The 13,338-nt window shown below is 73.0% G+C and carries 12 protein-coding genes and 1 pseudogene; 7 read left to right on the top strand and 6 right to left on the bottom strand.

What is annotated here, in order from left to right; all coding sequences use genetic code 11:
* The first annotated feature begins 16 nt into the window (after nt 1–16).
* Nucleotides 17–601 (top strand): hypothetical protein, encoded by a 585-nt coding sequence (locus BM536_RS14270; protein WP_073496647.1) that lies wholly within the window; start codon nt 17–19, stop codon nt 599–601.
* Between the two features lie 89 nt (nt 602–690).
* Here the strand turns inward: BM536_RS14270 and BM536_RS14265 are convergent, their stop codons facing one another.
* From BM536_RS14265 to BM536_RS14250, 4 genes are read right to left on the bottom strand one after another with little or no spacing between them, the layout of a single operon-like run.
* A complete protein-coding gene (locus tag BM536_RS14265) occupies nt 691–1,065 on the bottom strand; it encodes a roadblock/LC7 domain-containing protein (protein ID WP_073496645.1) in 375 nt (124 codons plus the stop codon).
* 19 nt (nt 1,066–1,084) lie between these two features.
* Nucleotides 1,085–1,627 (bottom strand): roadblock/LC7 domain-containing protein, encoded by a 543-nt coding sequence (locus tag BM536_RS14260; protein ID WP_094103004.1) that lies wholly within the window; start codon nt 1,625–1,627, stop codon nt 1,085–1,087.
* Nucleotides 1,628–1,661: 34 nt separating this feature from the next.
* Entirely contained in the window at nt 1,662–2,486 is an 825-nt protein-coding gene (locus BM536_RS14255; RefSeq protein ID WP_211362874.1) for a transcriptional regulator, read from the bottom strand.
* On the bottom strand, nt 2,483–2,875 hold the full coding sequence (locus tag BM536_RS14250) for a hypothetical protein (RefSeq protein WP_073496643.1): 393 nt from the start codon (nt 2,873–2,875) through the stop codon (nt 2,483–2,485). The genes BM536_RS14255 and BM536_RS14250 overlap by 4 nt, the downstream gene beginning before the upstream one ends.
* 609 nt (nt 2,876–3,484) lie before the next feature.
* On the opposite strand from BM536_RS14250, the gene hutU reads away from it, so the two are divergent.
* The 4 genes from hutU to hutI all read left to right on the top strand — a co-directional run bounded on the left by hutU (nt 3,485) and on the right by hutI (nt 9,082).
* Entirely contained in the window at nt 3,485–5,149 is a 1,665-nt protein-coding gene (gene hutU / locus BM536_RS14245; protein ID WP_073496641.1) for a urocanate hydratase, read from the top strand.
* Nucleotides 5,150–5,307: 158 nt separating this feature from the next.
* On the top strand, nt 5,308–6,525 hold the full coding sequence (locus BM536_RS14240) for an allantoate amidohydrolase (protein WP_107439596.1): 1,218 nt from the start codon (nt 5,308–5,310) through the stop codon (nt 6,523–6,525).
* Nucleotides 6,522–7,874, top strand: a complete 1,353-nt coding sequence (locus tag BM536_RS14235) for a formimidoylglutamate deiminase (RefSeq protein WP_073496639.1) — start codon at nt 6,522–6,524, stop codon at nt 7,872–7,874. The genes BM536_RS14240 and BM536_RS14235 overlap by 4 nt, the downstream gene beginning before the upstream one ends.
* 35 nt (nt 7,875–7,909) lie before the next feature.
* Complete coding sequence (hutI, locus tag BM536_RS14230) at nt 7,910–9,082, top strand: imidazolonepropionase (protein WP_073496637.1); 1,173 nt, start codon at nt 7,910–7,912, stop codon at nt 9,080–9,082.
* Here the strand turns inward: hutI and BM536_RS14225 are convergent.
* A pseudogene (locus tag BM536_RS14225) lies at nt 9,022–10,001 on the bottom strand (DMT family transporter). The gene hutI and the pseudogene BM536_RS14225 sit on opposite strands and share 61 nt — an antisense overlap.
* 379 nt (nt 10,002–10,380) lie before the next feature.
* The gene (locus BM536_RS14220; RefSeq protein ID WP_073496635.1) at nt 10,381–11,286 is read right to left on the bottom strand and encodes an RNA polymerase sigma factor SigF; all 906 of its coding nucleotides are present in this window, start codon (nt 11,284–11,286) and stop codon (nt 10,381–10,383) included.
* A 245-nt stretch (nt 11,287–11,531) separates the two neighbouring features.
* Between BM536_RS14220 and BM536_RS14215 the strand changes: the two genes are divergently transcribed.
* Nucleotides 11,532–11,915: an STAS domain-containing protein gene (locus BM536_RS14215; RefSeq protein WP_073496633.1), complete on the top strand. Its 384-nt coding sequence runs from the start codon at nt 11,532–11,534 to the stop codon at nt 11,913–11,915.
* A gap of 346 nt (nt 11,916–12,261) precedes the next feature.
* Complete coding sequence (locus BM536_RS14210; protein WP_073496631.1) at nt 12,262–12,744, top strand: ATP-binding protein; 483 nt, start codon at nt 12,262–12,264, stop codon at nt 12,742–12,744.
* Nucleotides 12,745–13,338: the final 594 nt, after the last annotated feature.

Below are 13,338 nucleotides of genomic sequence, written 5' to 3'. Positions count from 1 at the left end.
GACGAGGAGGCGGAACGTGGCACGCGGAGGTCAGGGACTGGCTCGGGTGGCCGTCGTCGTACGGGCCGGAGCCGCGCCGTTGTGGTGGTGCGGAGTGTTCGCGGCCGGTGTCGGCGTACTGCCGTCCGGGATCACGGGACGGCGGATCGGGGTGATGGCGGGGGCCGCGCTGTTCATCGTGGCGGCGGCCGTGGTGACACTCGTGCGGCGCAAGCGGTACACCGCGCTCGCCCGTGCCGCCGTCCGCGCGAGCAAGCACGATGTGCTCCAGGACCGCGGACTGGCGGTGCGCAACTGGCGTCGTGGTCACCGCTGGTGGCTGCTTCTCGCCTTCGCCGCCGCGCTGGGCAGCGCGTTCGCGGTGCCGGCCGCGGCCGGTCTGCTGCTCGCCGGGTGCGGTACGGGGCTGCGGCTGAAGGCAGCCTGGCTCGGGCGGCTGGAACGGGCCGAGGACGCGCTGCTGTGGGTGCGCGTCGACTGGCTCGCCGGGAACGGCGGCCGTCCGGCCGGCAAGGCGGTCAAGTCGTACCGCAGCACCGGCATCGCGGCGGGCGACGCGGCTCCGGGTGGAGCGCGCCGCCGCACCGCGGCACTCGTGTAGCTCGCGGCCGGTGCAGGCCTGGTAGGCGTGTCATGCCTGGCAGGCCTGTTGGGCCGGGGTCGCGTGGATCTGCGGGAGGGCCTGGTGGGTCAGACCTCCAGGTCCTCCTCGATCCGCTTCAACTGGTGGCGGGCCATCGCCAGGTTGGCCCGCTTGCCGTCCAGGACCAGGTAGAGGAAGAGACCGTTGCCGCCGCGCCCGCTGATCAGGCGGATCAGGTGGTACTGATCGGACAGCGTGATCAGGATGTCCTCGATCTGGGCCTTCAGCCCGAGGTGCTCCATGGTGCGCATCTTGGAGCGCACCACGTCGGTGTTGCCCGCGGCGGCGACGTTCAGGTCGAACGTCTTGCCGCCGCCGAGCGTGCCCAGCGCCATGCCGCTGGTGTAGTCGACGAGCGCGACGCCGGTGGCGCCCTCGATGGAGGCGAGAGCTTCTTTGAGCGCGGTTTCGGTGTTGGCCATGACTGGTCCTCGTTTCCCTTCAGCTTTCGGTGGTGGTACGGGGTTCGGTGCCGGTAGGCGGTTCGGTGGCGGTACGCGGTTCGGTGGTCGTGAGGCGCGGGGTGCGCGCGCTCCTGGTCCGGGCGGCGGTCGTCCTGGTGGGGGCCGGGGCAGCGGCAGGAGGCGGGACAGCGGCCGGGGCACGCGCCCGCTCTGCGGCGTCGACGAGTTCGCCGACGCGGGTGCCGCACCGGCGGCTCTCCAGGTGCAGCCGGCCGACGTTGACGCGGTCCTGCGCGAGCACGGTCAGCACGGCGCTCTCCCCGGCCGCGTACGTCGCGACGTAGCCGTGGACGCCGCGCACGAGCAGCTCGCGGAAGGCTCCCCGGCCGGTGGTGTCCGCCAGCCGCACGGCGACGGCCAGCGAGGTCGCGGTGAGCGCGGCCATCCCCTCCGCCTCCACGCCGGGCGTGTCGTGGGCGAGGACGAGGCCGTCCACGCCGGCCACGAGCGCCCCGGTCAGCTGGGGCACCCGTGCCCGCAGCCGCCGCAGCTCGGCGAGTATCTCGGGTTGCGCGGCCATCAGCCGGCTCCTCTCGGCGCGCGGTCGCTGCCGTTCAAAGGGCCTCCAGCGCATCCCTGAGCCTCTTCAGCAAGGTGATGTCGGGGTCGTTGACCTGGGGCAGGGCGAGAGCGGGCGGCGGCTGCGCGACCGGCGGCGGGAACCGGGCGGTCACCAGCCCCGCCGCCGCCAGCCGCCGCACGTCCACCAGCGTGGGGAACGCCGGTCGGCCCAGCTCCCGGGCGATCTCCGGCGCCGTGCGGACACCGTCCACCAGCGCCAGTACCGCGCGCTGCCGGGACGGCGGCAGCGGGTCGGCGGCCGGGTCGGCCCGCAGCAGCGGCGCGCTGTCGGGCAGCGGATCGGGCCACAACCGGTCCAGCAGCTCGCGCCGGCGCAGCGTCTCCCGCTCCACCGCGTCGACCGGGACCGGCCGCAGCGCGCCGAACCAGTGACCGGCGCCGTACCGGAAGCGGCCCGGAGTGCTGCTCGGCGCCAGCGCGAAGTACGCGGCGTCGTACAGCGCCCCCAGATGGCACACCTCCAGGGCGCCCCGCCCGATCCGGCCGGTGTCGAGCAGCAGCCGGGCGGCGCCGCGCTCCTCGCCGGACCGCTCCACCGCCTCCCACCAGACTCCGGGCTCCAGCGTGCCGTGGGTCAGGAGGAGCACGTCGAGGCCCGGGGCGAAGGGGCTCTCGGCGTGCACCACCCGGCCTTCGACCAGGTAGAGCGCCCCGCGCTCGCGCTCCAGGACGCCGGTGGCCCGCTCGGCGGCGAGCCGGGTCAGCATCGGCGAGACCGCGCCGCCCGCGCGCTCCCGGCCCCCGGTCCGGTCCCGCACCGGCAGCCGGGGCGGCGGGGTGGTGTCCACGACGATCACCCCAGCACCAGCCGTCCGGCCATCTCGCCCAGCCGGATCCGGGCCAGCGCGAGATTGCCGTCCGACCGGGCCAGCCACACGTGCAGGAACACGCTGCTGTCGAAGGACGTGGGCACGAACCGCAGCACGTGATAGCTGTCCCGGTTGCTGATGATCAGATCCTCGACCGGGGGATCGGCGCCCTCGCCGCCGTCGTCGGGCGTGAACGCCCGCTGCTCCGCCGTGAGCCGCGCGACCTCCGCGGTCTCGGCCGCCGCGGCCTCGTGGTCACCGCCCGGGAACTCCCCGACACTGCCGAGGGCCAGCCCGCTGGTCCAGTCGACCAGCGCCGCTCCCCGGGCTCCGGGCAGCCGCATGGCCTCCAGTAGACACTCGTCGATTCCGGGCACCGTTGGCTCCCCTCCTGCCTGCGGTTCGGCTGAGTGAGGAAGAAGCTACGCAACGTGTGCGCGATCGGTGAGTCTTCTGGCATTTTCCAGCGGAACATGCGCGGCGGTGACTAGGGTGGGTCAACTGACCTCATTCAGGCTCCAGTTCGTCCCGGCTCAGCCCAGTTCAACACCGTGTCGTACGGCGCGCGTCAAGGGCGCGCGGGGGTGAAGGCGGACGAGAGGGTTGTGCGGGGCTGTTTCGCGCGCCCCCGGAGTCCCGCTGTGCGCCCGGGTCCGGCCGCCATGGATGGGCCCTGCGGGTGGGGCCTCCCGCCGGTGCGTCCCCAGCGTTCACTCGCACCTGGGGTGCGTGCGAGGCGCATCAAGGCGCATCCGAGGTGCCTGAGGCGCATCCGAGGTGCCTGAGGCGCACCCGAGGTGCCTGAGGTGCACCCGAGGCGCCTGAGGCGCGTTGGAGGCGCCCTTCTGCCCCCGCCGCCCCTCCCTCACCTCCTCCTGGCCGCCTCTCGACCCTTCGGTGTATTGACTAGCCATATTCAGCCAGTCAGGATGTGAATAACCACTGCAACAATCCGTCGGGATCGCCCACCCTCCAGGAGGCAGACCATGTCAGGACCCCGCCCCGTCCGAGCGCCGCGCGGTACGGAACTGAGTGCCCTGGGATGGCAGCAGGAAGCCGCCCTGCGGATGCTGCAGAACAACCTCGACCCCGAGGTCGCCGAGCACCCCGACAAGCTCGTCGTCTACGGCGGCACCGGCAAGGCGGCCCGCGACTGGCGCTCCTTCGACGCGATGGTGCGCACCCTGCGGACGCTCAAGCAGGACGAGACGATGCTCGTCCAGTCCGGCCGCCCGGTCGGCGTCATGCAGACCCACGAATGGGCCCCGCGTGTCCTGATCGCCAACTCCAACCTCGTCGGCGACTGGGCCAACTGGGAGGAGTTCCGCCGCCTGGAACAGCTCGGACTGACCATGTACGGCCAGATGACCGCCGGTTCCTGGATCTACATCGGCACCCAGGGCATCCTCCAGGGCACCTACGAGACCTTCGCCGCCGTCGCCGCGAAGCAGTTCGGCGGCACCCTCGCCGGGACCATCACGCTGACGGCCGGCCTCGGCGGCATGGGCGGCGCCCAGCCCCTCGCGGTGACCATGAACGACGGCGTGGCGATCTGCGTCGACTGCGACCCGCGCGCCATCGACCGCCGCATCGAACACCGCTACCTGGACGTGCGGGCCGACAGCCTGGAGCACGCCCTCCAGCTCGCCGTCGAGGCCCGCGACCAGCGCAAGCCCCTCTCCATCGGCGTCCTCGGCAACGCCGCGGACCTGGTCCCGCAGCTCCTCGCGATGAGCGCGCCCATCGACATCGTCACCGACCAGACCTCGGCCCACGACCCGCTGGCCTACCTGCCCACCGGGATCGCGTTCGAGGACATGGCCGACGCCGCGGCGAAGGACCCGGCCGGCTTCACCACCCGGGCCCGCGAGTCGATGGCCCGGCACGTCGAGGCGATGGTCGGCTTCCTGGACGCCGGGGCCGAGGTCTTCGACTACGGCAACTCCATCCGCGGCGAGGCCCGACTCGCGGGCTACGAGCGGGCGTTCGCCTTCCCCGGCTTCGTCCCCGCCTACATCCGCCCGCTGTTCTGCGAGGGCAAGGGCCCCTTCCGCTGGGCCGCCCTGTCCGGGGACCCCGCCGACATCGCCAGGACCGACAAGGCGATGCTCGACCTCTTCCCGGAGAACGAGTCCCTCGCCCGCTGGATCAAGCTGGCCGGTGCGCGCGTCCACTTCCAGGGCCTGCCCGCCCGCATCTGCTGGCTCGGCTACGGCGAGCGCGACAAGGCCGGCGAGCGGTTCAACGACATGGTGGCGAGCGGCGAGCTGGCCGCACCGCTGGTCATCGGGCGGGACCACCTCGACTCCGGTTCCGTCGCCTCGCCCTACCGCGAGACGGAGGCCATGCTCGACGGCTCCGACGCGATCGCCGACTGGCCGCTGCTGAACGCCATGGTCAACGTGGCCTCGGGCGCCTCCTGGGTGTCGATCCACCACGGCGGCGGCGTCGGCATGGGGCGCTCCATCCACGCCGGCCAGGTGACGGTGGCCGACGGCACGAAGCTGGCCGGCGAGAAGATCCGCCGCGTGCTGACCAACGACCCCGGCATGGGCGTCATCCGGCACGTCGACGCCGGCTACGACATCGCGGAGTCGGTCGCCGACGAGCGGGGCGTGCGGGTGCCGCTGCGCGAGGGTGACGACGCGTGACCCGTCCGGGAGCAGAAGCGGGCGGCAGCCGTCCGGCGGAGACCGGGACCACGGCCGGGGCCGGGACCAGGACCGCGATCTCACCGCCCGGTGCGGGCGCGGGTGCGGATGTGGGCGCGGGCGCGGGCGCCGGTCCGGCCGGTGTGTCCTTCCAGCAGATGTGGCGCGACCTGCGCCCCGTCGGACGGCACCCCGACTCCGGTGGCTACCGCCGTTACGCCTGGACGGCCGCCGACGCCGACTGCCGGGCCTGGTTCAAGGACCAGGCCGAGGCGCGCGGGCTGGCCTACGAGGTCGACCGCAACGGCAACCAGTGGGCCTGGCTCGGCGACCCCGCCGCCGGGGACGCCGTCGTCACCGGGTCGCATCTCGACTCGGTGCCCGACGGGGGTGCCTTCGACGGGCCCCTCGGCGTCGTGTCGTCCTTCGCCGCGCTCGACGAACTGCGCCGCAGGGGAGCGCGGTTCGCCAGGCCCCTCGCCCTCGTCAACTTCGGCGACGAGGAGGGCGCCCGCTTCGGGCTCGCCTGTGTCGGCTCCCGGCTCACCGCCGGGCACCTCACGGTCGAGCAGGCCCACCGGCTGACCGACGGCGACGGCATCACCCTGCCGCGAGCCATGGAGGCCGCCGGGTACGACCCCGACGCCATCGGCCCGGACCCGGAACGACTCGGCCGGATCGGCGCCTTCGTCGAACTGCACGTCGAACAGGGCCGAGCCCTCGACCTCAGCGGCGACCGGGTCGGCATCGCCAGCGCCATCTGGCCGCACGGCCGCTGGCGGTTCGACTTCCGGGGCGAGGCCAACCACGCCGGCACCACCCGGCTGGTGGACCGGCGCGACCCGATGCTGCCGTACGCCGAGACCGTGCTCGCCGCCCGACGCGAGGCCCGACTCGCCGGTGCCGTCGCCACCTTCGGCAAGATCTCCGTCGAGCCCAACGGCGTCAACGCCGTCCCGTCCCTGGTGCGCGGCTGGCTCGACTCCCGCGCCGCCGACCAGCAGAGCCTCGACCAGGTGGTCGGCGGCGTCGAGAAGGCGGCCCGCGAGTACGCGACGGCACACGGCGTCGACCTGGACGTCGTCCGCGAGTCCTTCACGCCCGTCGTCGAGTTCGACCACGCCCTGCGCGACGAACTCGCCCGCCTCCTGGGCAAGGACACCGGCCGCAACGACGCCGGCCTCAAGGTCCCCGTCCTCGGCACGGGCGCCGGACACGACGCCGGAATCCTCTCCGGGAGCATCCCGACCGCCATGCTGTTCGTGCGCAACCCCACGGGCGTCTCGCACTCCCCGGCCGAGTACGCGGCCGAGGACGACTGCGTCGCCGGGGTGCTCGCACTCGCCGACGTACTGGAAGGGCTGGCCTGCACGTGACCCCCACGCAGCGGACACGGACGTACTGGCTGGAACACGCCTGGCTCGGCACCCACGTCGAGCCGGGCGTCGCCCTGGACGTCGTGGACGGCCGGATCACCGCCGTCCGCACGGGTGCCGACGCCCCGCCGCCCGGCGCCGAGATCCTGCGCGGGCTGACCCTTCCGGGCCTGGCGAACGCCCACAGCCACGCCTTCCACCGCGCCCTGCGCGGCACCGTGCAGGTCGGCTCGGGCACCTTCTGGACCTGGCGCGAGGTCATGTACTCCGTGGCCGACCGGCTCACCCCGGAGACCTACCACCAGCTGGCCCGCGCGGTGTACGCCGAGATGGCCCTGGCCGGCATCACGGCCGTCGGCGAGTTCCACTACGTGCACCACGCGCCCGGCGGCACCCCCTACGCCGACCCCAACGCGATGGGCGAGGCCCTGATAGAGGCCGCCGCCGAAGCCGGTATCCGCATCACCCTCCTCGACACCGCCTACCTCTCCTCCGGCTTCGGACAAGCCCCCAACGCCCACCAGCTCCGCTTCTCCGACGGCGACGCGGACGCCTGGGCCGAACGCTGTTCACTTCTCAAGGAACGGGATCACGCACGGATCGGGGCCGCGATCCACTCCGTGCGGGCCGTGCCCGCCGCCCAGTTGGCGACCGTGTCCCGCTGGGCCGAGGAGCGCGGGGCGCCGCTGCACGTCCACCTGTCCGAGCAGACCGCCGAGAACAAGGCCTGCCGCGAGGCCCACGGCCGCACCCCGACCCAGCTGCTCGCCGAGCACGGTGTCCTCGGCGCGCGCACCACGGGCGTCCACAACACCCACCTCACCGACGAGGACATCGCCCTCCTCGGCCGCTCCCGCACCGGCACCTGCATGTGCCCGACGACGGAACGGGACCTCGCCGACGGCATCGGCCCGGCCGTCGCCCTGCAGCAGGCCGGCTCCCCGCTCTCCCTCGGCTCCGACAGCCACGCCGTGATCGACCTGCTCGAAGAGGCCCGCGCGATGGAGCTGAACGAGCGGCTGCGCAGCCGGACCCGGGGGCACTGGACGGCCGCCGCCCTGCTGCGGGCCGCCTCCGCCGACGGTCACGCCGCCCTCGGCCGGGACGACGCGGGCACCCTGGAGACCGGCACGGCCGCCGACTTCACGACGATCGCGCTCGACTCGGTCAGGACAGCGGGCCCACTGCCCTCACTGGGCGCCGAGACGGCCGTATTCGCGGCGACCGCGGCCGACGTACGGCATACGGTCGTCGCCGGGCGGCACGTCGTACGGGACGGGGCGCACACGCTCGTACCGGACGTGCCGCAGGCCCTCGCGCGGGCCGTCGAAGCCCTGCGCTCCTCCTGACACCACCCACCGACGCCCACGCCCACGAGGACACGATGAGCAGCACCGTCATCACCAACATCGCCACGCTGGTCACCAACGACCCCTCCCTCGGCGACAGCTCCCCCCTCGGTCTGATCCAGGACGCGGCCGTCGTCATCGACGGCGACCGCGTCGCGTGGACCGGTGAATCAAGCAAAGCACCCGCCACTGACAACCGGGTCGACGCCGGTGGCCGGGCGGTGCTCCCCGGCTTCGTCGACTCCCACTCGCACCTCGTCTTCGCGGGCGACCGCACCCAGGAGTTCAACGCCCGCATGTCGGGGCGGTCCTACACCGCGGGCGGCATCCGTACGACGGTCGCGGCGACCCGCGCGGCGAGCGACGACGACCTCGAACGCAACCTCGTCCGCTACCTCGCCGAGGCCCTGCGCCAGGGCACGACCACCTTCGAGACGAAGTCCGGCTACGGCCTGACGGTCGCCGACGAGGCCCGCGCCCTGCGCATCGCAGCCGCCCACACCGACGAGGTGACCTACCTCGGCGCCCACATCGTGGCCCCGGACTTCGCCGGCGACCCGGCCGGCTACGTCGCCCTCGTCACCGGCGAGATGCTCGACGCCTGCGCCCCGCACGCCCGCTGGATCGACGTCTTCTGCGAGCAGGGCGCCTTCGACGGCGACCAGGCCCGCGCGATCCTCACCGCCGGAAAGGCCAAGGGCCTGCACCCCCGCATCCACGCCAACCAGCTCTCCCACGGCCCCGGCGTACAGCTGGCCGTCGAACTGGACGCGGCCAGCGCGGACCACTGCACCCACCTCACCGACGCCGACGTGGACGCCCTCGCGAACAGCGCGACGGTCGCCACGCTCCTGCCCGGCGCGGAGTTCTCCACCCGGGCCGCGTGGCCGGACGCCCGCCGCCTGCTGGACGCCGGCGTCACCGTGGCCCTGTCCACGGACTGCAACCCGGGCTCGTCCTTCACGTCGTCCGTGCCGTTCTGCGTCGCGCTCGCCGTCCGGGACATGGGGATGACGCCCGACGAGGCGGTCTGGTCGGCCACGGCGGGCGGCGCGGCGGCCCTGCGCCGTACGGACGTGGGCCGCGTGACCCCCGGCGCCCACGCCGACCTGACCGTCCTGGACGCCCCGAGCCACGTCCACCTGGCCTACCGGCCGGGCGTACCGCTCGTCTCGGAGGTGTGGCGGCGGGGCGTACGGGTGGTCTGAGGGGGCTCGCTCGCGGCCGCCCGCCTCCGGTCCGCCACCGACCGCCCCCACGCCGTACCCACGAGCACCAGCACCGCGCCCACCAGACCCAGCCATCCCGGCCGTCCCCGGCGAGTGCGATGCCCACGGCCGCCGCCCACACCGGTTCGGTGCCCAGCAGCAGGCTGACCCGGGACGGCGACGTACGCCGGACGGCCCACATCTGCACGAAGAAGGCGAACAGCGTGCAGAACACGGAGAGGTAGACCAGCCAGGCCCAGTCCCCGGCGCCGAAGTCCGCCGCGGCGGCCCACGGTGACGCCCCCGTCCCCGGCATGGTGACCAGCACGGTGAACACGGCGACGGCACCGCCCAGTTGGACGGTGGTCAGGGACAACGCGTCCGCCCCGCGCACGGACTCCATCCGCGCCATGGCCAGCACGTGCACGGTACGGGCGGCCGCCGCCCCCAGCATCAGCAGATCGCCCCCCGACGGAGCGGTGAACCCGGCACCCTGCGTCAGCAGCGCCACGCCCGCCACCGACAGGCCCGCCGCCGCCAGGAACGCCCCGGGCAGCCGCACCCCGCGCGCCCAACTCTCGGCGAGCGGTGTGAACACCATGGTCAGGCTGATGATCAGGCCCGCGTTGGTCGCCGAGGTGTGCACCACCCCGTAGGTCTCCAGCAGGAAGATCCCGGCGAGGATCAGCCCGAGCAGTCCCGCGCCCCGCCACTGTGCGCCGCTCAGCGCCCGCAGCCGACGCCACCCGACGGCCACCAGCACCGGAAGCACCACGCCGAACCGCAGCACGAGCACCGCCAGCACGGTGTCCGCGGTGGTCACGCCCTTCGCGGCGAGATAGCTGGACCCCCACACGGCGGCGACCAACAGCACGGGGAGGTCGGCGAACCGGCCGAGGCGGGAGACGGGAGCGGGCATCGGTGTGGGTCCTCACGGCGGTCGACGGCCCCACTGCCGGCCAGAGGGCGGCCACAGCGTAAGGGGGGACGGCGGTCCAGGTCAGCGCCTTGTCTCACGATGAGGACAGCAACCTGACCGTCACACGCCCCGGCCCGTCAACATCGCCGTGGGCGCCGCCCGTCCAGCGGCGCGAGGGTCGGCCCGTCGCGGCCGTCCACCGAGGAGCACTGCCGGATCCGGAGCCCGGTCCCGAGTGGCGGGCCTGCCTCCGGCCCGGTGGCAAGGCCGTACCCAGGTGGCAAGGCCGTGCCCGGGTGGCGGCATCCAACCGCTCACCCGGGCACGGACCGCACTGGTCTCCGGGACTCCCCGGCCTCCGTCGTCGGGGGAGGCGCGCTCACTCCTCCAGCGTCAGGCCCTTGCGCAGCCGTACCAGCGTGCGCGACAGCAGCCGCGAGACGTGCATCTGCGAGATGCCGAGTTCCTCGCCGATCTCCGACTGGGTCATCCCGGCGACGAAGCGCAGCGAGAGGATCTTCCGGTCGCGGGGCGGGAGTCCGGCGATCATCGGCTTCAACGACTCGACGTACTCGATGCCTTCGAGTCCGTGGTCCTCGTAGCCGATGCGGTCGGCGAGGGCGCCCTCCGCGTCGTCCTCCTCCGGCTGGGCGTCCAGCGAGGCGGCGGTGTACGCGTTCGAGGCGGCCATGCCCTCGACGACCTCCTCGTTGGAGAGGCCGAGGCGCTCCGCCAGCTCGGCCACGGTGGGGGCGCGGTCGAGCTGCTGCGCCAGTTCGTCGCCGGCCTTGGCCAGGTCGAGGCGCAGCTCCTGGAGCCGGCGCGGGACGCGCACGGACCAGGACGTGTCACGGAAGAAACGCTTGATCTCGCCCACGATGGTTGGCATCGCGAAGGTGGGGAACTCCACACCACGACTGAGTTCGAAGCGGTCGATCGCTTTGATCAGGCCGATCGTGCCGACCTGGATGATGTCCTCCATGGGCTCGCTGCGGGAGCGAAAACGGGAGGCCGCGAACTTGACCAGCGCGAGGTTCAGTTCGACGAGCGTGTTGCGTACGTACGAGTACTCGTACGTGCCTTCCTCCAGCGAGTCCAGTCGCTGGAAGAGGGTCTTGGACAGGGCCCGCGCGTCGACGGGTCCGACCTCGTCGTACGGGGGGATCTCCGGGAGTCCGGCGAGGGCGTCACGGGGACCGCCACTCTGCTCGATGGGATTCAGCTGTTCCGGAGGGGGTGTCGACGTCGCCCTGTGGGTATGCGGAGCGTCGAGCCGGGATGACATGAGTCCTCCATCGTTCTCGGCATATGGCTGCCGAAGCCAGTGCGTGCACTACGGTGTGCGGCGCCTCCAAAGCCGGCCATGTTGGGTGTGTCCCTCTAGCCCTACCCGCTTTACTCAACCGATCGCAAGTGCGGTTTGTTATGGTATGTCCGTTTGTGTGCGATTGTTCGGCTGTTGGAGTGCGTATCAAGGGCGTAGTGTTCGGGGGCGTCAGCTAGGACTCACGACCTCGGGAGAGACACGGCATGGACCGCGGGACGGTCGGCAGCGCACAGTCTGGCCGGCTCATGGTGGAAGTGCGGGAAGAGGGCTCGAGCGCCGTCGTGACCCCGGCCGGTGAGCTGGACCACCACACGGCCGATCTGTTGCGCGAGCCACTCGACGAGTGCCTCGCCAAGGGGTTGAGCCGACTCGTCGTGGACTGCTCACGGCTGGAGTTCTGCGACTCCACGGGGCTCAACGTCCTGCTCGGCGCCCGCCTGAAGGCGGAGGCCGTGGGTGGCGGGGTGCACCTGGCGGGCATGCTGCCCGTCGTGGCCAGGGTGTTCGAGATCACCGGAGCGGACGCCGTCTTCACCGTGCACGACACGGTAGAGGCGGCCCTCGCGGACGGTGACGGCGACGGCTGACCCCGGGCCCCGCCCCGTCGGCCCCGTCCCGGCGGCCGGGCGCGACCGGCACTCCCGCGCGCCACGGCCCACCCGGGATGGACAGGGTGGTCACCTGTGGGCGAACGAGGGGTGTTCCGCCCGTTCCGTCGGGCAGGAGACACCTGAACATGTCGGCGGCACAGCACGAGGAGAGGGCGGCATGCGCAGACCGACCGTGCGGAGACCGCTGGACGTGTGTACTGGCTCCGGCACCCCCGAGGTGCCGCGCAGCCCCGGAATCCGCCATCGTGCGAACGATGAACCGAACGACGAACTGAACGTGGCCTTGAACTCTGCACTGGTGAAGCGGTGAGGTGAAGCGCTGATGAGCACCACCCGGCCTTACTCGCCGGGCGACCGCGGCCCGGAGCCCAGCGGCGCTTCCGGAGCGTCGGCGGGTCGTCAGGTCCGCAGACTGAGCTTCGACGACGCGAGCGGTGTCGTCCCCCTCGCCCGCGACTTCGCCCGTCAGGCGTTGTACGCCTGGGGCTGGCTGCCCGCCTCGGGCGCCGACCAACGGGCCGCCGCCGAGGACGTGCTACTCGTCGTCTCCGAGCTGGTCACCAACGCCTGCCTGCACGCCGAGGGCCCGGACCAGCTCCAGCTCAGCTGCGACAACAAGGTCATCCGCGTCGAGGTCTCCGACCGCGGCACCGGTCAGCCGGCCCCCCGCAACCCCCACCGCGCGGGCCGCCCCGGCGGCCACGGCATGTTCATCGTGCAACGCCTCTGCCTCGACTGGGGAGTCGTACGCACCCCGGACGTCGCGGGCAAAACGGTATGGGCGGAACTGGGCGCCCCGGCCTGAGCCGACCCTGACGCGACGGGGACGGTAGGCGGCGAAGGGCTGCCGCGTCACCGTGGCCCGCGTTCCGCCTGACCGGCGGGCACGGCCTGGGTCGACTCCGACGCGCCGGGGACGGCGGGTGGAGGGTTGCGGCGTCACCGTGGCCCGCGTTCCGCGTGACCGGCGGTCCCGCCTGGGCCGACTTCTACGCGACGAGGACGGTAGGCGGCGGAGGGTTGCCTCGTCACCGTGGCGGCGGCTGGTGTTCCGCGTGACCGGCTGTGTCCGGTCCGCTTCCGGGTGTGGGCCGGTGCAGGCTCGACCGGCTGTCCCGGTGCCGATCTGGGCAGTGGCCGGCGCCCCGACGGTGCCCGCTTCTCGGCTCAGCCTGCCTTGAGGACCCCAGTCGGCTCCCTGAGCCTTACCGCACTTCACCCAGCCGGCCGGCTCCGCTCACCGCATCTGCGCCGCCCTCATCACCTGCCGGCCGGCCCCGCTCCCCGCATCCGCGCCACCGCACCTGCCCGCCCCCACTACCCGCCGACCGGCCCCGCGCCTCGCATCGGCCTCACCGCACCCGCCTCGCCCCGCCGCCATCACCCACCGCACCTGCCC

Origin of the sequence: Streptomyces phaeoluteigriseus (assembly GCF_001896135.2) — a bacterium.
Classification (GTDB): domain Bacteria; phylum Actinomycetota; class Actinomycetes; order Streptomycetales; family Streptomycetaceae; genus Streptomyces; species Streptomyces phaeoluteigriseus.
This window is presented reverse-complemented; position numbering and strand designations above follow the sequence as displayed.